Genomic DNA, 21,179 nt, shown 5'->3' on the forward strand with positions numbered 1-21,179 from the left:
TGCTCAGGTTTGACGACAAATGATTTGCGACTGGCGATGCTGGCGCGGTATGAGCGCCTGCTCGTCGGTCTGGGTACTCTTCAGGCTGGCGACCAGCGCCTCGTGTTGCGCCGAGTATTGGCACACCGGATCGGTGGCGGCCGGGTCGCCGGTGAGAAGGTACGCCTGGCAGCGGCAGCCGCCGTGGTCGGTATGGCGCTCGTCGCAGGATTGGCAGAGCGGCGACATCCAGTCTTCGCCGCGAAACGCGTTGAACGCATCGCTTGATCGCCAGATGTCGGCAAGCGGCGTATCTCGTGTATTGGGGAAATTGAGCGGCAGCTCGCGGGCGCTATGACAGGGCAGTGCCGTGCCGTCCGGCGCCACGGCCATGAAGATGCTGCCCCAACCGCCCATGCACGGCTTGGGTTTATTTTCGAAATAATCGGGCACCACAAACAGCAACGACATCTGGCGGCCCTGCCGGGCGAGCTTATCGCGCCAGCGTTCGGTAACGGCTTCGGCATGAATGAGCTGCTCCTGGGTGGGCAGCAGCGCATGGCGATTGAGAAACGCCCAGCCGTAGTACTGGCAGTTGGCCAGTTCCACCGCGTCTGCGCCAAGCTCGTCACACAGGGCGATAAGTTCATCGATCTGGTCGATGTTGTGGCGGTGCAATACCACGTTGAGCACCATGGGGTAGCCGGCCGCCTTGACCGCACGCGCCATGGCAAGCTTGTTGGCGTGGGCCTTTTGCGAGCCCGCCAGAATCGCCGAAAGCTCAGGGTCGGCGGCTTGCAGGCTGATCTGGATATGATCCAGCCCTGCTTCTGCCAGGGTGTTGACGCGCTTTTCGGTCAAGCCCACTCCGGAGGTCAGAAGGTTGGTATAAAAACCCAGCTCACGGGCGTGGCTGACCAGGGTCTCCAGGTCACGCCTGACCAGCGGTTCGCCCCCGGAGAAGCCAAGTTGGGCGGCCCCCATTTCGCGGGCCTGGCGCAGCACACTCAACCACTCATCGGTATTCAGCTCGTTGCGGTACTTGCTAAAATCCAGCGGATTGGAGCAGTAAGCGCACTGCAGCGGGCACAGGTAGGTAAGCTCTGCGAGTAGCCAGAGCGGCCCGTGGGAGGGAAATTTCGCCGTCGGCATACGTTACGCCTCCTTGGTTAGCCAGCCATTTTGCTGCGCCTCGCTAAGAAATTCGAGCACATCGCCTTCAAGCGCACCTGCCTCGGGGTAGAGCGCTTCAAGGTTTTTGATGATCGATGACACGCTGCGTTCACCGTCGATTTGATTCAGGATCGCCCCGGCGGTTTCGTTGAGCTTGACCATGCCTTCAGGGTAGAGCAGTACGAAACAGTCCTGGGTGGGCTCCCACTGGAACCGCCAGCCTCGCCGCCATTGGGGAATCGTCTCAAGCTTCATTTAACGCTCCCTTCAGCGAGCGGGTGCCAAGGCCGCGATGGTAGACCCGCTCGTTCGTGACGGTATGGTAGGGCGGGCGGTCGAGCTGGTAGGCCAATGTCATGGCATCGAGCATACTCCACAGCACATCCAGCTTGAACTGGAGGATCTCGAGGGCGCGCGCCTGACGCGCGGCGGTTGTGCATACCTCCAAGGCGATCTCCAGGCCGTGGTCCACATCCCGCCGGGCTTCGCCCAAGCGCTTGCGAAAATAGCGGTACCCCTGCTCGTCAATCCAGGGGTAGTGGGTAGGCCATGTATCGAGCCGGCTCTGGTGCGCCTCGGGGGCAAAAAGCTCGGTCAACGATGAGATCGCCGCCTCTTCCCAGCTCGCCTGACGTACAAAATTGAGGTAGGCATCAACGGCAAAACGCACGCCGGGGAGCACATGCTCCTGGGCCACAAGCTCTTCACGCGTAAGGCCCACTGCCTGGCCAAGCGCTATCCAGGCTTCAATGCCGCCTTCATCATCCTGGTCGCCATCGTGGTCGAGTAAACGCTGCACCCACTGCCTGCGCACTGCCGCGTCGGGACAGTTGGCCAGCAGCGCCGCGTCTTTTTGCGGAATCATGAGCTGGTAGTAAAAGCGGTTGGCGACCCAGCCTTGAAGCTGCGTTTTGGAAAGCTCACCCTTGGCCATGGCTTGCTGAAAAGGGTGGTGAAGATGATAAAACTGCCCTTTAGCCATCAGCGCCTCTTTAAACGCCTGCTGAGTAAGCGGCGCTGCGGGCTCAAGGGTGGAAGTGTTCGATAACATGGTAGGCCTCTTGAAAAGCGGCTTCGTGATGGTGTTCACCTGCGGCAAACGTGCCTTGGCAGCGCGAGCTTGTTCACAGGATTTCAAAACAGGGCGTAAGCATCAAAGCGTCAGACGCATTCCATCGAACGCCACTTCGATATGCTCTTGGGTCAAGAGCGCGCGCTCCTCGCTTGCCTCATCAAGAATGGGGTTGGTGTTGTTGATATGGATAAGAATCTTTCGTGTAGCAGCGGGCAGCGTGGCTAAATATTCGCGCATCCCGCCCAGGCCGTTCAACGCCAAGTGCCCCATTTGCTGGCCGGTTGAGGTACCCACCCCGGTGCGTATTAGCTCGTCATCTTCCCAAACGGTGCCGTCCACCATGACAACATCGGCCTTTTTTAAATAGCCCATGACCTCTTCGGTGGGCTGGCCCAGCCCCGGCGCGTAGCAAAGCGACTTGCCGGTGGTTTCATCGGTAATGAAAAGCCCCAGGTTGTCGCCGTTAGAGGGCTGGCCGCGACGGGGCGAATAGGGGGGGGCATTACTCGCCAGGGCAAAGGCGGTAAAGTGAAGGCCCTCGCAGCTGGGTACATCAAAATCGATGGTCGAAGCGGTTTCATCGAGCCCGAGGGCGCGCCATTGAAGACCACCGTTCCAGTGACTTAGCATATTGAAAAGCGGAAACCCGCTGGTTAAATCGCTATGGGCGTTGGGGGTGCACCAGATATCCAGCGGGCAGCCTTCACGTAGCGATAAAAGCCCTGTCACGTGGTCTACCTGGGCATCTACCAGCAGCACTTCGGCGATACCGCTGCCGCGAAGCGTATTGGGCCACAGTTCAGGTGTGGCGTTTAGCTGGCTGCGAATATCCGGGGAAGCGTTGCAAAGTAGCCAGCGTTTGCCGTCGCTGCTGATGGCAATCGATGATTGGGTGCGGGCCGTATACCCTTCACGATTCTGGCGAACGCTTTCGCAGTTGGTGCAGTTGCAGTTCCACTGAGGAAAACCGCCGCCGGCTGCCGAACCAAGCACTAATACCTGCATAAGCGTAACGCTCCATGTCTTGCGGCTCACGTATATCCATGACGCAGCCTTTACATCAAAAAATATTCAGCGAGAAAAACAAATGCCTGCCATATAAGGCAGGCATTAAGACGATCTTAACGGTTTGAGATGTACAGGGTTACTTCAAACCCGAGACGAATATCCTGGTAAGCAGGTTTTTTCCACATAATGCGCTCCTTGATAGAAAGACAGGGGAAGATGCTGAGTCTACAAACAATCTTCACTCTACAGCCTAGACCCTAACACAAGGTTTTGTGGATTTTTTAAAGCCTCTTTATTGAACAAATGATGCAGATACCTTGATGATGGCTACCCACGACCTATAAATCATTGCCGACATCTATAAATACATTATTATGACAGCAACCGATGTCAAAGAAGGGGGCATCTATCCTTATTACCCCATCAGCCAGTTCGCTGCTTAAAAGACGTTTCCTGCTGTGCCGATGTAGGCGCGCTAGCTTTTTAAAAGGGCGTTATCGCGTGCCTCGTCTAAACGCCTAAACAGTTCTGCCACGGTAATGTCCTCAAGGTCGCGAGGCCTTTCAAAAGATACCGATAGGCTCGCTTGCTTCTCTTCATTGATGTATCTGCCCTCTACAAAACCGCCATGACTCATAACATTGACGGAAAAGTCCGCTAGCTCCCAGTGACTCATTCGTGGCTCCTATCTTTTTAAGGATGTCTTGCAGGTAATCAATATGGTGATCATTACAAGATAGGCCAACCCCTGCGCTTTCTACTACCTTGTTAGCAAGGTGTTGAATATATTTTTTCGAGAGGCAATAAATCATGACCTCGGCGCCATGAGCAATGGTCGTCACGGGGCATAGAATACGGGGCAAAGAACAAAGACATACTCAGGAGAAGCTGTCATGGAAAAGACAACGAAAACGGAAGCCATTTCACCTTGTTACCCATTCCCTAACACTGAACAGCTGCCCAGGCGCACTGATTGGCAAGCGCTAATGGCGCTTTTGCTCGGCGTTGCGGCCATGGGTATTCCGTACCCCAGTGCCGCTCAGGCTGAACAGCCAGAGTCAGGCACTTTGGCAGGTGCCGTGGATCCCGTAGAGGTAACGTTCGAACATCCCAGCGAGTATCTTCTCGTCAGCGATTTCCCAGGCTCCCTCATCGATGCCGATCTATCTACCTGGCAGGAATATATACCCGATATTCAGGATATCGAAATTACGTCTTCGGCTGATGAGTCGAGTCAGCCAGCCCTCTACTATAACTCCGGCTCTGATGAAGAGAAGCCGCTGCTGATGGTGCTACACAGCTGGAGTATCGGTTACCTGCAAAATATTGATATTCCTTTGGGTGAGTTCGCCGTCGCCAATGATTGGGTGTTCATACACCCTGATTTCCGTGGTCAGAATGATGGTCGCCCCGAGTCGACGGCCTCGGAGCTGGTGATATCCGACATGGAAGATGCGCTTGAGTACGCGCGTGAAAACGCCAACATCGACGAGTCACGCATTTATCTACTCGGCTATTCGGGTGGCGCCATGAATGCGCTGCACTTTGCCAGCCGTCACCCAGAGACATTTGCGGGGGTTGCCGCATGGGTGCCGGTCTATGATCTGGTGACGTGGTACCAATGGAATGCTGAACGCGGTGAGCCGTACGCTGACGAGATCACCGGTGCTTGTGGTGGGGTCCCTACCGAAGACAGCGAAGCCAGGGAAGAGTGTGCCCAGCGAAGTGTTAGCGCCCACCTGCCTGAGGTGGCGGGAGAGCTTCGAGTGCTCCTGGCACACGGTATCAACGATAATACCGTGCCGCCCGAGCAAGCACTTCATGCTTTTAATGATTTGGCCGCCGAAGAGGATCAAATTCCTCAGGAACAAATCGATCAGCTTATGGAGCACCGTGAAGTGCCTGAAGCACTGGCCGAGCGCTCGACGCATGAAGAGCGCAATTTCAAGTATTTCGATGAAGCCGATGCCTCGGTGCAGCTCTATCTTCAGTCGGGTCCTGCCGAGCTAGTGCTCTTCGAGGGCGAGCATGAAATGCTTTATCGCCCTGGGCTTGAGTGGCTTGCTCGCCAACAGCGCTGAGTGAAACAACGTCATTAACAAGGATGCTTTCGTTATGCCCCGTTTTTGCTCCACGAGATATCTATTACGCATAACCGTCATGCTGCTTGCCTTGACCGCCGTCTGCGGCTTTTGGAGTGTAAGCGCCATCGCTGCTGACGATTGGGCCGATATCACCGAGCCGCTGCCCGGTGAGCCACGTATCATCGGCCATCATGGCGGAGCTTGCTTGGTGGGGGCCGAGCAACTTCCTCCCGAAGGAGACGGCTACCAAGCGGTGGATCTGGGCCGCAATCGCCACTACGGTCATCCTACCTTGATCGATTATATCCAAAGGCTCGGCCAGCGCGTCGATGCATCCGGCTTCGGTCCTATGCTGGTGGGTGATATGGCCCAGCCACGTGGTGGCCCAATGCCGTATGGGCATGTGAGCCATCAGAGTGGGCTGGATGTCGATATCTGGTTCCGGCTCGATCTGCCACCACTGGAGCGCAGCGAGCGCGAAGGGCTTGAACAGCCAATTCTAGTCGACCCTGTCACTCATCGGGTTGATGAGCGTTGGAATAAACATCATGCCATGCTGATTCGTCTTGCTGCGGATGATCAACGAGTCGCGCGTATCTTTGTTGATAGCGCGGTCAAGCGCGATTTGTGTGAGCGAGAATGGGATGATCGCTCCTGGCTGCGCCGGGTCCGCCCCTGGCACTCTCATGACGAACACCTACATGTACGCCTTCGCTGCCCACCGGGTGCCTCCGAGTGTGTTGACCAGCCCGAACCGCCGCCAGGGGAGGGTTGCGATACTTTCGCACCCACACCGCGCCCAGAGGTCTATCCAAGCCCAGGACGTAGCTTGCCACCGGCCTGTAATGCCGTATTGAACCCATAGCTTGCAACGGCTAAAGTGGTTTTTTTGCAACACTAACAGTAGAGGTTGATGACTGTTTCGATTAAGCTCCTCAGCAAATTTACTGGCCACCTACCTAAGGTGATTGTATGGGGAGCCTTCTACGGCTGTTTGCGTTAACGCTATCAGTTTTAATGATAGCGGGTTGTTCAGATCCTAAAATTGATACCAGCTCAATGCCAGCGTCGATTGTATCTATCGAGAAGGTGCGCAACTCGCTGCCTAGTTATAAGCGCAACGATTTCGATCAAGGGCTGATTATCATTGCGACGACGTCAACCTTTGGCGGGGTCGATCTTCTAAATCCTCATCGTATGAATGCAGCTGAGATCGCCGAAGCAGCGAATGTTCAAATGCATGGATTGACGGGTAATCAAATTATTCAGCGTGCTGATGAGATTTTGCGCGAGCGTCGGTCACGCGAGCGAGAACACGCAATTCGTACGTTAAAGCGTTTAGAAGATAAACAAACCAAAGCTGAAAGCGACCAGCAGCAATTAACGCGGTTTATCATTGATAGCGCACGCTATTATATGGGGATGAGTCCTTTCGGTGCTCCTGAGCCGGTAATTGATCTTAAAGTAACGAACGGTACCGATCAGGCCATTTCCGAACTGATTTTAAGGGGCGTTGTCACCAGCCCAGATCGTACCGTGCCCTGGGTGGATGAGACTTTCTACTATGTTATCGAAGGTGGCATTGAGCCGGAAGAAACACTGCAATGGAGCCTTGCACCCAACCGCTTTGGTCCGTGGGGAAATGCTCAAATACCCAATGACGCAGTATTGACGTTAACGTTGGAAGGGCTAAAGGGGATTGATAAGCAGCCATTATGGGACTCCCCTGAGCTAACTGAGCGTGAACAGGCCAGGCTTGAGCGTCTTCGGGAAGAATACGGCGGTATTGCTTTCTCTCGTGTGGATTGAGCTATAAGAGTGGCGAAACGCAAGCGCCCTGTCAGCTTTCTGATAGGGCGCTGCTGGTTTGCATAGTCTGGGTTATTTATTCGTTAGCTTCATGATCGGCTAAAGCGGCAGCAATTGCCTCTTCCCACTGCCCTTCGGTTAACCCCCAGTGCTCCATTTCTGCTTGATCGGCGCTGCCTTCAGCCGCATCGCGAAGTTTCTCGACACTGCTGGACTCATAGCAGTGCTTGGCAAAATCTTTCATATTTCCATCTTTTAACTGATTTATCATCGACATGCTGAGTTCCTTTCAATGGAGCATAGTGAGGTAGCATTCTCTATGCGTAATTTTTAAGCGTAGCTATTAAGTATAGTTTTCAAGAGTAGCTTTTAAGTGCAGCTATTCAGGCCATTCTTTTCTTTTATGGTTCCCATTGTTTGGGAATGCCCATGTCGATAGCCCACAGCCGCCCCCTAATAGGGGCAGCTCTAGCTCGTTTTAGCACGCTTATTTGAGGACGTAGCAGGGCGTATAATGTTGGCCGTCGAGTTTCATCCGCCCTTGTGCGACAAAGGAAGTCAAAAGCTCATCCAAACGCTGCATCAGTTCGGGTTCGGCTGTCAGTACGAAGGGGCCGTGAGCTTCGATGGCGCGAATGCCGGCCTCTTTGACGTTGCCCGCTACAATGCCAGAGAACGCGCGGCGAAGATTGGCAGCAAGCTCATGGGTGGGTTGTTGGCGGTGAAGCGCTAGTGAACGCATCGCTTCATGGCTCGGCTCAAACGTGGCCTGGAAATCACGCGCAATGGTCATCCGCCAGTTGTAATAAAAAGCGTCCTGATGGGTGCGCCTGAATTCAGCGATTTCATCAATACCCTGGCGCATGGTCCGAGCAACGGCCACGGGGTCACCGGTGATGATGGTGTAATAGCGGCGAATCTCCTCACCTAAGGTATAAACGAGGAATTCATCGATTTTCTGGAAGTAGGCTGCAGAATCGGCTGGGCCGGTGAAAATTAATGGAAAGGGAATATCTTGGTTACTTGGGTGTAGCAAAATGCCCAGCAGATAGAGAATCTCTTCTGCGGTGCCGACGCCACCGGGAAAAACAATAATGCCATGGCCTAGGCGGACAAAAGCTTCGAGGCGCTTTTCGATGTCCGGCATGACGACCAGTTCATTAACGATGGGATTAGGCGCTTCGGCGGCGATAATGCCTGGCTCGGAAATGCCTAAGTAGCGACTTTCCTTGCGCCGTTGCTTGGCATGCGCAACGTTAGCGCCTTTCATGGGGCCTTTCATTGCGCCGGGCCCACAACCGGTACAGATATCTAAATCACGAAGTCCTAAGTGGTAACCCACATCTTTGGTATATTCGTACTCTTCTCGGGAAATGGAATGACCGCCCCAACACACCACAAGGCTAGGGTCGCGGCCGGGTTTTAACGTACCTGCTTTACGCAAAATGTGAAAGACGGCATTGGTGGTGCCTTCGCCGGTGCTAAGGTCGAAGCGATTATGATGTTGAATTTCATTGTAGACATAAACAATGTCACGAATTATCGACGATAAATGTTCGCGGATACCGCGTATCATGCGGCCATCTACAAACGCTTCGGCTGGCGCGTTAGTTAGCTTTAAGCGTATGCCGCGGTCTTGCTGTAGTACTTCAATATCAAAATCTTTATAAGCTTCTAAAATAGCCAGGCTATCGTCGCTGGGGTTACCACAATTGAGTACCGCCAACGCACATCGCCGCAGCAGATCATGCAGACCGCTTTGAGACGTTTTGTGTAGCCGATTAACTTCATGCTGAGACAGTACTTCGAGGCTACCCTCGGGGGAAATAATGCTGGAAAGAGTAGCGCGAGGTTGAACATTTTCGGTCATTAGCGGGGCTGTCCCTAATCGTTAGATGGCTTTTTGCATACTACCACGCCGACGCGGTGGGTACAGCGCAACGGCTGCCCAGCTTGGCTGTGCTATGATTAGCTGTATTTCACATGACGGCGACTAAACAACCTATTGTTTACTAAAGGCTGTTCTCAAGCGCTGTCTTCACAGAATGTCCTCAAAGGCAGTTGAGGGAATTTGTTTCCAAAGACTGTTTCTAAAGACTGCCTCTAAAATCAGTTTCTCAAGACTACGGCGCTTAATTATGTTCAATGCCCATTATTTTCGTACGTTTATTACGCTTGTAGAAACAGGGAGTTTTACACGTACCGCGCAACGTTTAGAAATGACCCAGCCCGGCGTAAGCCAACATGTACGCAAGTTAGAGCATTATTTAAGCAAAGAGCTGCTGGAGCGAAAGGGACGCAGTTTTACCTTAACTGAATCGGGCCGACGTGCTTATGATTACGCCTTAAAGCTATTTGCTGAGCATGAGCAGTTTCGACACGGGCTAGATGATGACTCGTTAGACAGTGGCGACTGTCGTATTGCTTCTCCGGGCAGCGTCGGCTTGATGTTCTATCCGTTCATATTGGGACAGCAGCAAATGCATCCTAATTTAACGGTCAACTATAGTTTTGCGTTTAATCACGAGATTGTGAATGATCTGCTTGAAGGGCGCTACGATATCGGCATAGTGACCGAGGCAATGAGCCATCCAGAGCTACATTGCAGTATTTGGCATCAGGAACCGCTTTGCTTGGTTGTCCCTGCGGATTTTGCGGGCGGTACGCTGTCAGATTTAATGGGCATCGGCTTTCTCAACTATTACGACGGCATCAACCACGCCAACGCGTTATTGCGCGCAAATTATCCCGACGAGTTTCGTTCCATGACGCATTTCCGTCACCAGGGGTTTACCAATGAGGTCAGCATGGTGTTGGATGCGGTAGCCAGGGGGTTAGGGTTTACCGTGGTATCGAGGCTCGTACTGGAAACATCCCCTTGGCAGCGACAAGTAAAAGAACTGAACTTACCCAACGCCGTCAACGAAGTGCTTTACCTACTGCGCCGTCGTGACTCTGTATTACCGAAGCGCTACGAGAAGCTGTTAGACGGTTTTCACGCGCAGCGTATGCAAGAAAAAACGCCCCTGATGCTATCGAACGGTTAAGGCAGCAGGGGCGTTACTCTATTTTTCAGCGAGATTAATCACGATACTCATCAATACTTGGGCACGAGCAAATCAGCTGTCGGTCGCCAAACACGTTATCGACGCGGTTAACGGCAGGCCAGTATTTAGCAGCTTGCACGGCAGCAGAGGGGAACGCTGCTAATTGGCGATCATAAGGTCGCTTCCAGTCGCTATCCATCAGGTCTGCTTGCGTATGGGGTGCATTCACCAGCGGATTATTATCCAGCGGCCATTCACCACTTTCGACTCGTGCGATCTCCTTCCGAATCGCAATCATGGCATCGCAAAACCGATCTATTTCATACAGCGACTCAGATTCTGTCGGCTCGATCATCAGTGTGCCTGGTACGGGGAACGACATGGTAGGCGCATGGAAGCCGTAATCCATTAAACGCTTGGCAATATCTTCTTCACTGATCCCTGAAGCAGCTTTGAGCGGACGAATATCGATAATGCATTCGTGGGCGACGGTGCCGTTCTGGCCTCGATAGAGGATCGGGAATGATGCTTCCAAACGCTTGGCAATATAATTAGCGTTGAGGATGGCAAGCTCTGTGGCTTCCCGCAGCCCGCGTGCGCCCATCATTTTAATATAGGCCCATGAAATGGGCAGAATAGAGGCACTGCCAAAGGCTGCCGCGGACACCGCGCCGCTGTCGCTATTCACACCGTTGATCGGCGTTACCACATGGTTAGAAACGTAGGGCGCAAGGTGCGCTTTAACGCCGATAGGGCCCATGCCTGGGCCGCCGCCACCATGGGGGATGCAGAACGTTTTGTGCAGGTTAAGGTGAGACACATCACCGCCAAAATCGCCGGGCCGGGTTAATCCAACCTGGGCATTCATGTTGGCGCCATCGATGTAGACCTGACCACCATTGTCATGCACGACTTTGCACGCTTCACGCACGCTGGTTTCAAACACACCATGGGTGGATGGGTAGGTCAGCATAATGGCCGACAGCTGATCACGGTGTTGCTCGGCTTTAGCACGCAAATCCGCCATATCAATGTTGCCGTTATGATCGCACTCAACGACGACCACCTTCATTTGCACCATGGCCGCTGAGGCAGGATTGGTGCCGTGAGCGGAGCTGGGAATCAAGCAGACATCACGATGCCCCTCACCTTGGGCAGCTTGGTAACGGCGAATCGCCACTAATCCCGCATATTCCCCCTGCGCGCCCGAGTTGGGCTGCATAGAAAGGTGATCATAGCCGGTGACTTCGACCAAAAAGGCCGAGAGTTCGTCGATCATCTGTTGATAGCCGGCAACTTGGTCGCGAGGCGCGAAGGGATGCAGGTGCGCAAACGAGGGCCAGGAAACAGGGATCATTTCGCTAGTGGCGTTGAGCTTCATGGTGCAGGAGCCGAGCGGGATCATTGCATGAGCAAGCGACAGATCCTTATTCTCCAGCCGTTTCAAGTAACGCAGCATTTCGGTTTCGCTGCGGTAGCGGCTAAAGGTGGGGTGGCTCAAAAAGTCACTTTCGCGCTGGCAGGCGGCAGGAATACCAGAAACGCCGTCAGCAACCACCTGTTCGTCCAATACCGCAACGGAAAGGCCGTGCTCATTGCCTAGCAGCACGTCAAACAGCGTTGCTACGTCGTGGGCGGTGGTGGTTTCATCCAGGCTGATGCTTACATCACCATTGGCGAAGTAGTGCAGGTTAATATCATGCGTCATGGCGCGGCCATGAATCTTACCTGCATCCACGCCCGTTAAACAAAGCGTATCAAACCAGCTATCATGCGCGAGTGTTACGCCTGCCTGTTTAAGGCCCTGAGCGAGCAGGGTTGCCAAGCGGTGTACGCGCCCAGCGATTTTACGTAACCCTTCAGCCCCATGATACGTAGCATAAAAGCCTGCGATATTGGCCAGTAGCGCCTGAGCCGTGCAGATGTTGGACGTCGCTTTCTCGCGGCGAATATGCTGTTCACGCGTTTGCATCGCCATGCGCAGGGCGGTATTGCCACGGCTATCTTTAGATACACCGATAATGCGACCAGGAATAGAGCGCTTGAGCTTATCGGATGTCGCAAAGAATGCAGCATGCGGGCCACCAAAACCCATCGGCACCCCAAAACGTTGGGAGTTACCGACCACAATGTCAGCGCCCAGTGTGCCGGGTTCCTTTAGTAACACCAGGCTCAATAGGTCGGTAGCCACGCAGGTCATGATATTGCGTTCAGACGCAGCGCTTAATAGCGGTGCTAAGTCACGTACTTCGCCGCTGGCAGACGGGTACTGGACAAGAGCACCAAAAACATCGTGGTTGGCCAACTCTTCGGCAGGGCCTGTGATCAAATCAAAACCAAAAAATTCGGCGCGGGTTTTGACCACATCCAGCGTTTGCGGGAAAACGTCGTCAGCAACGAAGAAAGCGTTGGATTTGCTTTTTTTATTGCCACGCTTGCACAACGCCATCGCTTCGGCGGCGGCGGTGGCTTCGTCGAGCAGTGAGGCGTTCGCAAGCTCCATACCGGTCAGGTCCATGATGACTTGCTGGAAGTTAAGCAAGCCTTCCAAGCGCCCTTGAGAAATCTCCGGTTGGTAGGGCGTGTAAGCCGTATACCAACCGGGATTCTCTAATACGTTGCGCTGGATCACCGCCGGCATATGGGTGCCGTAATAGCCCTGGCCGATATAGCTTTTAGCGATACGGTTTTGTCGGGCCAGCTGTGCTAGGTATTCTAACGCTTCTGCCTCACTCCGAGGTTCTTCAAGTGCCAGTTCTCGGCCAAGGCGGATATCGCTCGGCACGGTCTGCTCGATCAGATCTTCCATGTGCTGCATGTTGAGCGCTTTTAACATCGTGGCTATATCATCGCGGCTAGGGCCGTTATGACGTTTGATAAAAGCATCGTGGTCGGCCAGCTCGGCCAGGCGGCGTGTTTCAAGAGGCATGAAGAAGATTCCGAACGTTAAGAGAGAACCGTGCAGGGTAATAAGCGAAGCGCCTGCCTGAAAAGGCAGGCACCTGTATACGTTTTATTCGTCAGCGCTAAGAGTCGCTTGATAGGCATCTGCATCTAGCAAGCCGTCAAGGGAATTGCCATCTAGGCGTACTTTCATGATCCAGCCGCCTTGATAAGGCGCTTCATTGACTGTTTCAGGGGCATCTTCAAGCGATTCGTTGACTTCGATGACTTCACCATTAACGGGCGAGTAAAGGTCCGAAGCGGCCTTAACGGATTCTATAACGCCAAACTCTTGGCCTTTGCTCAGTTCTGTACCCACTTCAGGTAACTCAACAAACACCACATCGCCTAGCGCTTGCTGGGCATGATCAGTGATACCGACAGTAACGGTGCCATCTTTATTATCGAGCACCCATTCGTGGCTTTCAGCGTAATGGAGATTGGCGGGAAGATTGCTCATGATGTTTTCCTATATGAAACAGTTTTCTGGACCCGAGCATACTAGCGGTTGTCGCTTGGCTTGGCGACTAGCAGTTGATGCAATGTCTGTTGCTTAGCTGGGTACCGAGCCGAGTAAATGATAGCGCATGTTAACGTGTTTCCGATCGGAAACAAATTTCTTGATTACTCCATTGGTGCGCCAATGCCGTAAACTGTTTTGGTAATGTAGCGCATAGAATTTGGTTATGAGAAAAGCGGCATCCTCTATGCACAAGCGACATCACCGTAGATGCTTACTAAGTTTATGGTGTAAAACATTCGAATCGTACGCTAGCCACTAGTAGCGACGTCAGAACTAACCGTAATCGCAATAAACCAACAATACACACCATTAGTTACCAACAAAGCGAGGAGATAGTCGTGGAAACATTAACCAGCCTGTTAGGGGCGATCAATGGCGTGGTCTGGGGCCCCGTCATGTTGATTCTGCTACTCGGTGTGGGGATTTACCTGCAGCTTGGCTTGAAACTGATGCCGATTAGAAAGCTCGGCATGGGTTTCAAGCTAATGTGGGCAGGGCGAGAAGCCAAGCCTGGGGTGGGCAAAGCGGCCGTTGCTAAAGAGGGAGATGAAGGGGAAATATCTCCCTTCGACGCTTTGATGACCGCACTCTCTGCGACCATCGGTACCGGTAATATCGCCGGTGTCGCTACGGCCATTGCCCTTGGTGGGCCTGGCGCTGTGTTTTGGATGTGGATTACCGCGCTGGTGGGGATGGCAACTAAGTTTGCCGAAGCGGTGCTGGCCGTGCGCTATCGCGAAACAGATAGTACTGGCTTTCACGTCGGTGGGCCGATGTTTTATATCAAAAACGGCTTGGGCAAAAAGTGGCTTTGGCTAGGGGGTGTGTTTGCTTTCTTTGGTGCGGTAGCCGCCTTCGGTATTGGTAATACCGTACAGTCAAACTCGGTTGCTGATGCTATGGACGCTACTTTTGGTATCCCCACATGGTTGAGTGGCGTCGTCATTATGGTGCTGGCCGGGGCGGTGATACTCGGCGGCATTAAGCGTATTGCCAAGGTGGCGGGTAAGCTGGTTCCCATCATGGGCATTGCTTATGTAGTGGCAGGCCTGCTGGTATTGATTATAAATGCCGGACAGATCGGTGAAGCCTTTGGGTTGATCTTCTACTACGCCTTTAACCCCATGGCCGCTGCCGGTGGATTCGCCGGCGCTGCGGTGATGGCGGCGATTCGTTTTGGTGTTGCACGCGGTATCTTCTCCAACGAAGCGGGCTTGGGGAGCGCGCCGATCGCACACGCAGCGGCGAAAACCAAAAATCCGGTGCGCCAAGGCTTAATCGCGATGCTGGGCACCTTTATCGATACCATCATTGTCTGCACGATTACTGCGTTGGTCATTTTGACCTCCACCGTTTGGATAGAGGGCGAAGCGGGGGCATCGCTGACCGCGCTCTCTTTTGACGCCGCGCTGCCTGGCTTTGGTAATCAAATCGTAGCGGTCGCCTTGGCGATTTTCGCTTTTACCACCATCCTAGGTTGGTCATTTTACGGTGAGAAGTGCTGCCAGTTCCTGTTTGGTACTCGCTCTATTATGATCTATCGGGTGCTGTTCGTACTGGCTATCCCGCTGGGCGCTATCGCTCAACTGGGCTTTATCTGGCTCATGGCGGATACCTTCAACGCTATGATGGCGATCCCAAACCTGATTGCCCTGGCACTGCTTTCGCCGGTAGTCTTTAAGCTAACCAAGGACTATTTCGACGGTAAAGACGTATTGCCGGGTGAAGAACTGGAACATGATCAATAAAACTTCTCCGCTTGTTATGTGCGTTGTAAGTGAATAATTGATTTGAAGACAAATAGAGTCGGGAAGACACGCAGGTGGCTTCCCGTTCTCTTTTTAGTGACGAATTTTTAAGTGAGGAAAGCCCCCATGACTGAATTAAAGCAAACGCCGCTGCACGCGCTGCACCTCAAGCTGGGCGCCAAGATGGTCCCTTTTGCAGGCTACGATATGCCGGTGCAGTATCCGTTGGGGGTCAAAAAAGAGCATGAGCACACCCGCCAGCAGTGCGGGTTGTTTGATGTGTCTCATATGGGGCAAATCTGTGTTTCTGGTGACAACGTTGCCGAAGCCCTGGAAACGCTGATACCTGCAGATTTGGTAGGGCTGGAGAAAGGCGCGCAGCGATACGGGCTATTCACCAGCACCGAAGGCGGCATTATTGACGATCTAATGGTGGTTAACGCGGGTGATCATTTCTATTTAGTGGTAAACGCGGCCTGCAAAGACCAAGACTTGGCTCACTTGCGCCTTAACTTGGCGGCAACGCATACCATTGAGCCGTTGGATCGTGGCTTGTTGGCGCTGCAGGGACCGCAGGCCAAGGATGTGATGCAGCGGCTGTGCCCAGAAGCCTGTGAGCTTGTGTTTATGCAACATGGCCGCTTCACCATTGCAGGCCAGGAAGTGTGGGTAAGTCGCAGTGGCTATACGGGCGAAGACGGGTTTGAGATTTCAGTTGCTGCTGATGCCTGTGAAGCGTTCGCCCAGCAGTTGTTAGCCGAGCCAGAGGTAGAGGCGATCGGTTTGGGCGCGCGTGACTCACTACGTTTAGAAGCCGGTTTATGCCTCTACGGGCACGATATGGATATGCAGACTACCCCTGTAGAAGCTGGCCTTATATGGGCGATTGGCAAACCTCGGCGCCATGGCGGTGATCGCGCCGGTGGTTTTCCTGGCGCTGATGTAATTCTTCATCAAGTCGATGCCAAAGATCATACCCGTAAGCGCGTTGGGCTGTTGGCTGAAGGCCGTGCGCCGGTGCGCGAAGGCGCGCCATTAGTGGATGAAGCGGGCAATGATGTTGGGGTGGTTACTTCCGGGAGCTTTGGCCCAAGTGTGGGTAAGCCGGTGGCCATGGGTTACGTGAGTCGCGAACTGGAAGCACCGCAAACCAATGTGTTCGCCGTCGTTCGCGGTAAACAGTTACCCATGGTAGTCACCCCCATGCCCTTCGTGAAACCTGGCTATTTCCGTGGTTAAAAGGGCGCTTAAGCAGCGTTCTTAATGCGTACTGTCAAACCACAGCGGCCCCTGCACTTATAGGGGCCGCGAGGTTAATAAGCGAAGCGTTCTAGCGCAGAACCTGCTTGGGATCGATGGGTTTGCCGCCTTGGCGCAGATCAAAAAGCAGATCATAACGCTGGGTGGCACTGCTTTTTCCTACCTCACAAAGTGGATCTCCCGCGCTTACCTGCTTTCCTACCGCGACTAAAATGCGCTCGCAAAGGGCGTACACGGTTTGCAGGTTATCGGCATGGTGCACGATCACAACTTCGCCTAGCTGGCGCATGCCATCGGCAAAGCGTACCTCGCCGGGGGCGACGGACTTAGCCTGTGCACCAGCCTGCGTTGCAAGCAGCATGGGCTGCAGTGTGCCACGACTGTCTGGTCCAAAACGACGTACCACGCGGTAATCATCCAACGGCCATTGCCAGCGCCGAGCTGACGAAGGCAGTGGCTGGCTAGGTGCGCTACTCGTGGGAGCAGCGGCAGGGCGATTAGCACTCGATGAGCCACTAGTGCTAGCAGCGGTTCGCGTCGCTGAACTGCGCGCCCCCGAACTCCCCAGCGGAAGACTAATCACTTGGCCTATTCTCAAATGGGTGGGTGAGGCACTGGGGTTGGCGCTCTGAATGCGGCCGCTCGTTGTACCGAAATGGCGCGCGACGCTTGAAAATGTATCGCCAGGGCGAATTTGGTAGCGATAAGGGCCCCCGGAAGGCGCGCGCTCTTGTTGGCTGGGAATCAACAAGCGTTGTCCCACTTTAAGCTTGCGTGCATCCACTCCTGGGTTAAAACGTTGCAAACGTTCTAACGGGACGTTAGCCCGGGTCGCCAGCTTGCCTAGTGTATCGCCACGCTGAACCTGCACCCAACTACCGCTAATCTGGTTGGCACTAGGTACCACCGCACGTTGAGAGGGTGAGTGGGGGGCGCTGGAACAGCCGGTCATTATGGCCACAACGCCTACTAGCAAGCAGTTGGTTAACCAGCCGATTAGTCGTGATCGGTTCGATTGTCCAACAAACCATCTTTTTCCAGCCAGAGCGAATTGATCCATGTGTGGAAGCGTTCCTTATGCTGCTTTTCTTCGTGGTTATCTGGTGCATACATCCACTCAGGAATGCTGAGTTGCCGTACCTGCAACGTAACGGGCGCTTCCTTGCCGCACAAAAAGCCCCAAAATGTCGGGGACGGGTTGGCATAGCTGATTGTCACATCCAGGATACCATTTAGTTGGCTTCCAAGCAGGCTAAGTACTTGGGCAACACCCCCCGCTTTAGGGCGTAATAAGTGACGGTAAGGGCTCTGCTGCGCATTGCGCTTATCAATCGTAAAGCGGGTGCCCTCGACAAAGTTAAAAATCGCAATCGGCGAATGTTGTGCCTGTCGACACATCCGCTGGGTAGCGGTGCGATCAATGGTGACTAAGCGAGGATTTTTGGCAATTTGTTCACGGCTAAAGCGGCGCATAAACGGGAACTCAAGTGCCCAGAAAGCCAACCCTACAATGGGAATCCAGATTAATTGCCGCTTTAGGAAAAACCGCGGCATGGGAATTCGACGATGCAAAGCCATTAACAGCATAAAAATATCAGTCCAACTACGGTGATTAGATATCACCAGCCACCACTGCTGCGGGCTTAAATTATCAGGCACACTGGCATGCAGTTCTGGCTTAAGCCAGTGACGCATCCACCACAGATTGACGCCTATCCAGTTGAGCGCGACGCCGTTAAGCCCGCGTAATACGACCTGCTTTAAACGTTGCCCTGGGGCAATAATTTTAAGTAGGGTCAGCATAATAAGGGGGACGCCCCAGAATAGCGTATTGAGCGTCAGCAGTAGCGCGCTAACCAGCCCCTTTAAAATAGGCATACCGCTTTTCCTTACTGTCAGGCCAATAGCTTAGGAGTGAATGCTAAAGGATCATAGCCACGCTGCCCAGTATAAACCTAACAAGCGTGAGGATGTTTTATGGCGTTAGTCCTAAGTCAATGAGGGCGCTTGCACGGTCTTAAGTAGAACGGTGCGTAGTGCGTGGGCGGCTACGGAAAGCTCTTGATGAGTCAAAATGCCCACTCGGCAAGAAATGGCGGGCGCTGTCAGTGGTATGCAGCGTGCCCCTAGCTCATGCATCTGGCGAATGCACATGGAAGGTACCGCGCTCACGCCTAGGCCGTCCGCCACCATCCTCCCTACGGTGGAAAGCTGGTGGCTTTCAAAAGCGACAGGCAGTTCCATATGCTGTTTACGCAGTTCTTGCTCAAGTAGGCGGCGGACCATGGAAGGACGTTGCAATGTAATAAAATCGTGACTGAGCAGTGTCGACCAAGCGAGTTGCGTGGACTGAATTAATTTGGATGTCGGCGGGACGACTGCGACGAAATGATCTTCAAACAGTGGCGTAAACAGTAGGCTGCCGGTACCTTCTGGGGAAAAAGCAATGCCCATTTCCACTTGGCGGGAGCGCACCATTTCGGTGACTTCCTCATTGATAACATCGTGCACGGTAATGTTGATTTTAGGATACTGCTGGCGAAATTTAACCAATGCTGCAGGCAACAGGTTGCATGCAAAAGCGGGCATTGCCGCGACACTGAGCCGCCCCAACTGAAGTGTAAAGCGCTGGCGCAAACGCTCTTCGGTATTGTCCCACTGGGCGAGTAGATGTTTGGCTAACGGTAGCAGCGACTCGCCTTCTGGGGTTAATCTGACGCTGCGGGTGCTGCGAATCAATAATTTGCCACCCAGAGACTCTTCCAGGCCTTTTATCGCCAGACTCAGCGCCGGTTGCGATAGGTGTAGCCGCTCACAGGCCTGTGTAAAACTAAGCGTTTGAGCGACTGCCAGAAAGGCGCGTAGCTGTTTGACGGTCATGGAAAGCCTTTTATAAGTTTTAAAAATAAATTGATAAGAAAAACAAACTTAACAAATATATCTTCTCGCACAACACTGGCACTATCGCAACATGCGGTTCATCTTTTACCGACAGCACTTATTACGAATAGCACTTATCACCGACAACAATGCGAGGCATAACAATGGCAGGATTCGATAAGCGTGTAGCTTCCTATGAAGAAGCAATGGAAGGTATCGAGAGCGGTATGACCGTAATTGCCGGCGGCTTCGGCCTATGCGGTATTCCCGAGAACCTGATTGCTGAAATCAAACGACGAGGTGTTAAGGACTTGACCGTGGTGTCCAATAACTGCGGTGTTGATGGCTTCGGCCTCGGGTTGCTTCTTGAAGACCGTCAAATTAGTAAAATTCTCGCTTCGTATGTCGGTGAGAATGCGCTGTTTGAGCAGCAAATGCTTAATAACGAAATTGATGTCGTATTGACCCCACAGGGTACCCTGGCCGAAAAAATGCGCGCTGGTGGCGCGGGTATTCCCGCCTTTTACACCGCTACGGGTTACGGCACGCCGATTGGCGAGGGCAAAGAAGTGCGCGTGTTTAATGACCGGCACTATATTCTAGAAGAAGCGATCATTGGTGACTTCGCTATTGTGAAGGGCTGGAAAGCAGATCGCTATGGCAATGTGATGTATCGCCATACGGCACAAAATTTTAATCCCATGGCCGCCACCGCTGGGAAAATCACGGTGGTGGAAGTTGAGGAGATCGTTGAGCCGGGTGAGCTTGAGCCTAGCCAGATCCATACGCCGGGTATTTATGTGGATCGGGTGATTCAAGGCACGTTTGAAAAACGTATTGAAAAACGCACGGTGCACAGCTAACAGGCACCTATTTCAAACGTCTTACTTGCTTACTCAACGATTCAACAAGAGGTAGTCACCATGGCTTTAACACGCGAACAAATGGCTCAACGAGTCGCCCGCGAACTCGAAGATGGATTTTACGTCAACTTGGGCATTGGCATCCCCACGCTGGTGGCCAACTACATTCCTGATGGCATTGATGTCATGTTGCAATCTGAAAATGGATTGCTCGGGATGGGGCGCTTTCCTACGGAAGATGAGCTTGATCCCGATATGATTAATGCGGGTAAACAAACCGTCACGGCTCGCCCAGGTGCGGCTATTTTCTCTTCAGCAGAATCCTTTGCGATGATCCGAGGCGGCCATGTCGACCTGACTGTATTGGGTGCTTTTGAAGTAGATCAAGAGGGCAACATTGCTTCGTGGATGATCCCTGGCAAGTTAATTAAGGGTATGGGCGGGGCGATGGATCTAGTCGCTGGCGCTGAAAATATTATCTGCACTATGACCCACGCTTCTAAGCATGGTGAATCCAAACTATTGGAGAAGTGCGAGTTGCCGTTGACCGGTGCTGGCTGCATCAACCGTGTATTGACGGATTTGGCGTACCTTGAAATCAAAGACGGTGCCTTTATCCTCAAGGAGTGCGCCCCAGGCGTTAGCGTAGAAGAAATCATCGAAAAAACAGCGGGTAAACTGATAGTGCCCGATCATGTTCCAGAGATGACGTTTGATGCCGTATAAGCCCTGACTGCTCCTAACAAACGAGTAGACAAACCCTGCAGTGAGACGCTAGCTAATTTGC

21 protein-coding genes are annotated in these 21,179 nt (G+C 53.2%); 8 read left to right on the forward strand and 13 right to left on the reverse strand.

Annotated elements, in window-relative coordinates:
- Positions 1 to 3: 3 nt before the first annotated feature.
- From pqqE to ACW44H_RS09265, 6 genes are all read right to left on the reverse strand, one after another.
- Positions 4 to 1,131, reverse strand: coding sequence for a pyrroloquinoline quinone biosynthesis protein PqqE (pqqE, locus tag ACW44H_RS09240; protein WP_457508711.1), 1,128 nt, complete (start codon positions 1,129 to 1,131; stop codon positions 4 to 6).
- Positions 1,132 to 1,134: 3 nt separating this feature from the next.
- Positions 1,135 to 1,407 carry a pyrroloquinoline quinone biosynthesis peptide chaperone PqqD gene (gene pqqD, locus ACW44H_RS09245; RefSeq protein WP_457508713.1) on the reverse strand — a complete coding sequence of 91 codons (273 nt, stop codon included), beginning with the start codon at positions 1,405 to 1,407 and terminating at the stop codon, positions 1,135 to 1,137.
- Positions 1,397 to 2,203, reverse strand: coding sequence for a pyrroloquinoline-quinone synthase PqqC (gene pqqC, locus ACW44H_RS09250; RefSeq protein ID WP_457508715.1), 807 nt, complete (start codon positions 2,201 to 2,203; stop codon positions 1,397 to 1,399). The genes pqqD and pqqC overlap by 11 nt, the downstream gene beginning before the upstream one ends.
- A gap of 102 nt (positions 2,204 to 2,305) precedes the next feature.
- Complete coding sequence (pqqB, locus tag ACW44H_RS09255; RefSeq protein ID WP_457508979.1) at positions 2,306 to 3,232, reverse strand: pyrroloquinoline quinone biosynthesis protein PqqB; 927 nt, start codon at positions 3,230 to 3,232, stop codon at positions 2,306 to 2,308.
- A gap of 116 nt (positions 3,233 to 3,348) precedes the next feature.
- Positions 3,349 to 3,420, reverse strand: coding sequence for a pyrroloquinoline quinone precursor peptide PqqA (gene pqqA, locus ACW44H_RS09260; RefSeq protein WP_113268409.1), 72 nt, complete (start codon positions 3,418 to 3,420; stop codon positions 3,349 to 3,351).
- Between the two features lie 290 nt (positions 3,421 to 3,710).
- Entirely contained in the window at positions 3,711 to 3,911 is a 201-nt protein-coding gene (locus tag ACW44H_RS09265; RefSeq protein WP_457508717.1) for a hypothetical protein, read from the reverse strand.
- A gap of 217 nt (positions 3,912 to 4,128) precedes the next feature.
- Here ACW44H_RS09265 and ACW44H_RS09270 point away from each other — a divergent pair, with 217 nt between their 5' ends.
- The 3 genes from ACW44H_RS09270 (at position 4,129) to ACW44H_RS09280 (ending at position 7,128) form a co-directional block, all read left to right on the forward strand.
- Positions 4,129 to 5,316 (forward strand): alpha/beta hydrolase family protein, encoded by a 1,188-nt coding sequence (locus ACW44H_RS09270; protein ID WP_457508718.1) that lies wholly within the window; start codon positions 4,129 to 4,131, stop codon positions 5,314 to 5,316.
- A 79-nt stretch (positions 5,317 to 5,395) separates the two neighbouring features.
- Positions 5,396 to 6,184, forward strand: a complete 789-nt coding sequence (gene mepA, locus ACW44H_RS09275) for a penicillin-insensitive murein endopeptidase (protein ID WP_457508720.1) — start codon at positions 5,396 to 5,398, stop codon at positions 6,182 to 6,184.
- A gap of 107 nt (positions 6,185 to 6,291) precedes the next feature.
- Complete coding sequence (locus tag ACW44H_RS09280) at positions 6,292 to 7,128, forward strand: DUF6694 family lipoprotein (RefSeq protein ID WP_457508722.1); 837 nt, start codon at positions 6,292 to 6,294, stop codon at positions 7,126 to 7,128.
- 76 nt (positions 7,129 to 7,204) lie between these two features.
- On the opposite strand, the gene ACW44H_RS09285 is transcribed toward ACW44H_RS09280, so the two are convergent.
- Both ACW44H_RS09285 and ppnN read right to left on the reverse strand, forming a co-directional pair.
- Complete coding sequence (locus tag ACW44H_RS09285; protein WP_113267920.1) at positions 7,205 to 7,405, reverse strand: hypothetical protein; 201 nt, start codon at positions 7,403 to 7,405, stop codon at positions 7,205 to 7,207.
- A gap of 210 nt (positions 7,406 to 7,615) precedes the next feature.
- Positions 7,616 to 8,998, reverse strand: a complete 1,383-nt coding sequence (gene ppnN / locus ACW44H_RS09290; protein WP_113267919.1) for a nucleotide 5'-monophosphate nucleosidase PpnN — start codon at positions 8,996 to 8,998, stop codon at positions 7,616 to 7,618.
- Positions 8,999 to 9,266: 268 nt separating this feature from the next.
- On the opposite strand from ppnN, the gene ACW44H_RS09295 reads away from it, so the two are divergent.
- Complete coding sequence (locus ACW44H_RS09295) at positions 9,267 to 10,175, forward strand: LysR family transcriptional regulator (RefSeq protein ID WP_457508725.1); 909 nt, start codon at positions 9,267 to 9,269, stop codon at positions 10,173 to 10,175.
- 34 nt (positions 10,176 to 10,209) lie between these two features.
- On the opposite strand, the gene gcvP is transcribed toward ACW44H_RS09295, so the two are convergent.
- Both gcvP and gcvH read right to left on the reverse strand, forming a co-directional pair.
- Positions 10,210 to 13,104: an aminomethyl-transferring glycine dehydrogenase gene (gcvP, locus tag ACW44H_RS09300; protein ID WP_457508727.1), complete on the reverse strand. Its 2,895-nt coding sequence runs from the start codon at positions 13,102 to 13,104 to the stop codon at positions 10,210 to 10,212.
- A gap of 84 nt (positions 13,105 to 13,188) precedes the next feature.
- Positions 13,189 to 13,578, reverse strand: a complete 390-nt coding sequence (gene gcvH / locus ACW44H_RS09305) for a glycine cleavage system protein GcvH (protein ID WP_457508729.1) — start codon at positions 13,576 to 13,578, stop codon at positions 13,189 to 13,191.
- Between the two features lie 401 nt (positions 13,579 to 13,979).
- Between gcvH and ACW44H_RS09310 the strand changes: the two genes are divergently transcribed.
- A complete protein-coding gene (locus tag ACW44H_RS09310) occupies positions 13,980 to 15,389 on the forward strand; it encodes an alanine/glycine:cation symporter family protein (protein ID WP_457508731.1) in 1,410 nt (469 codons plus the stop codon).
- A gap of 126 nt (positions 15,390 to 15,515) precedes the next feature.
- Positions 15,516 to 16,628: a glycine cleavage system aminomethyltransferase GcvT gene (gene gcvT / locus ACW44H_RS09315; RefSeq protein ID WP_457508733.1), complete on the forward strand. Its 1,113-nt coding sequence runs from the start codon at positions 15,516 to 15,518 to the stop codon at positions 16,626 to 16,628.
- A gap of 91 nt (positions 16,629 to 16,719) precedes the next feature.
- Here gcvT and ACW44H_RS09320 read toward each other — a convergent pair whose 3' ends face one another.
- The 3 genes from ACW44H_RS09320 to ACW44H_RS09330 form a co-directional block, all read right to left on the reverse strand.
- Positions 16,720 to 17,520 carry a LysM peptidoglycan-binding domain-containing protein gene (locus tag ACW44H_RS09320; protein ID WP_457508981.1) on the reverse strand — a complete coding sequence of 267 codons (801 nt, stop codon included), beginning with the start codon at positions 17,518 to 17,520 and terminating at the stop codon, positions 16,720 to 16,722.
- 125 nt (positions 17,521 to 17,645) lie between these two features.
- Positions 17,646 to 18,527, reverse strand: coding sequence for an acyltransferase (locus ACW44H_RS09325; RefSeq protein ID WP_457508735.1), 882 nt, complete (start codon positions 18,525 to 18,527; stop codon positions 17,646 to 17,648).
- Positions 18,528 to 18,638: 111 nt separating this feature from the next.
- Complete coding sequence (locus ACW44H_RS09330) at positions 18,639 to 19,529, reverse strand: LysR family transcriptional regulator (RefSeq protein WP_457508737.1); 891 nt, start codon at positions 19,527 to 19,529, stop codon at positions 18,639 to 18,641.
- Positions 19,530 to 19,693: 164 nt separating this feature from the next.
- On the opposite strand from ACW44H_RS09330, the gene ACW44H_RS09335 reads away from it, so the two are divergent.
- Both ACW44H_RS09335 and ACW44H_RS09340 read left to right on the forward strand, forming a co-directional pair.
- Positions 19,694 to 20,392, forward strand: coding sequence for a CoA transferase subunit A (locus ACW44H_RS09335; RefSeq protein WP_113267912.1), 699 nt, complete (start codon positions 19,694 to 19,696; stop codon positions 20,390 to 20,392).
- Positions 20,393 to 20,452: 60 nt separating this feature from the next.
- Positions 20,453 to 21,118 carry a CoA transferase subunit B gene (locus ACW44H_RS09340; protein ID WP_457508739.1) on the forward strand — a complete coding sequence of 222 codons (666 nt, stop codon included), beginning with the start codon at positions 20,453 to 20,455 and terminating at the stop codon, positions 21,116 to 21,118.
- Positions 21,119 to 21,179: the final 61 nt, after the last annotated feature.

This window comes from Vreelandella sulfidaeris Esulfide1, from assembly GCF_054072535.1.

Coding starts and splice junctions, on each gene's coding strand:
- pqqE (WP_457508711.1), bottom strand. CDS start 1,131: ATGCCGACGGCGAAATTTCCCTCCCACGGGCCGCTCTGGCTACTCGCA.
- pqqD (WP_457508713.1), bottom strand. CDS start 1,407: ATGAAGCTTGAGACGATTCCCCAATGGCGGCGAGGCTGGCGGTTCCAG.
- pqqC (WP_457508715.1), bottom strand. CDS start 2,203: ATGTTATCGAACACTTCCACCCTTGAGCCCGCAGCGCCGCTTACTCAG.
- pqqB (WP_457508979.1), bottom strand. CDS start 3,232: ATGCAGGTATTAGTGCTTGGTTCGGCAGCCGGCGGCGGTTTTCCTCAG.
- ACW44H_RS09265 (WP_457508717.1), bottom strand. CDS start 3,911: ATGAGTCACTGGGAGCTAGCGGACTTTTCCGTCAATGTTATGAGTCAT.
- ACW44H_RS09270 (WP_457508718.1), top strand. CDS start 4,129: ATGGAAAAGACAACGAAAACGGAAGCCATTTCACCTTGTTACCCATTC.
- mepA (WP_457508720.1), top strand. CDS start 5,396: ATGCTGCTTGCCTTGACCGCCGTCTGCGGCTTTTGGAGTGTAAGCGCC.
- ACW44H_RS09280 (WP_457508722.1), top strand. CDS start 6,292: ATGGGGAGCCTTCTACGGCTGTTTGCGTTAACGCTATCAGTTTTAATG.
- ACW44H_RS09285 (WP_113267920.1), bottom strand. CDS start 7,405: ATGTCGATGATAAATCAGTTAAAAGATGGAAATATGAAAGATTTTGCC.
- ppnN (WP_113267919.1), bottom strand. CDS start 8,998: ATGACCGAAAATGTTCAACCTCGCGCTACTCTTTCCAGCATTATTTCC.
- ACW44H_RS09295 (WP_457508725.1), top strand. CDS start 9,267: ATGTTCAATGCCCATTATTTTCGTACGTTTATTACGCTTGTAGAAACA.
- gcvP (WP_457508727.1), bottom strand. CDS start 13,104: ATGCCTCTTGAAACACGCCGCCTGGCCGAGCTGGCCGACCACGATGCT.
- gcvH (WP_457508729.1), bottom strand. CDS start 13,578: ATGAGCAATCTTCCCGCCAATCTCCATTACGCTGAAAGCCACGAATGG.
- gcvT (WP_457508733.1), top strand. CDS start 15,516: ATGACTGAATTAAAGCAAACGCCGCTGCACGCGCTGCACCTCAAGCTG.
- ACW44H_RS09325 (WP_457508735.1), bottom strand. CDS start 18,527: ATGCCTATTTTAAAGGGGCTGGTTAGCGCGCTACTGCTGACGCTCAAT.
- ACW44H_RS09330 (WP_457508737.1), bottom strand. CDS start 19,529: ATGACCGTCAAACAGCTACGCGCCTTTCTGGCAGTCGCTCAAACGCTT.
- ACW44H_RS09335 (WP_113267912.1), top strand. CDS start 19,694: ATGGCAGGATTCGATAAGCGTGTAGCTTCCTATGAAGAAGCAATGGAA.
- ACW44H_RS09340 (WP_457508739.1), top strand. CDS start 20,453: ATGGCTTTAACACGCGAACAAATGGCTCAACGAGTCGCCCGCGAACTC.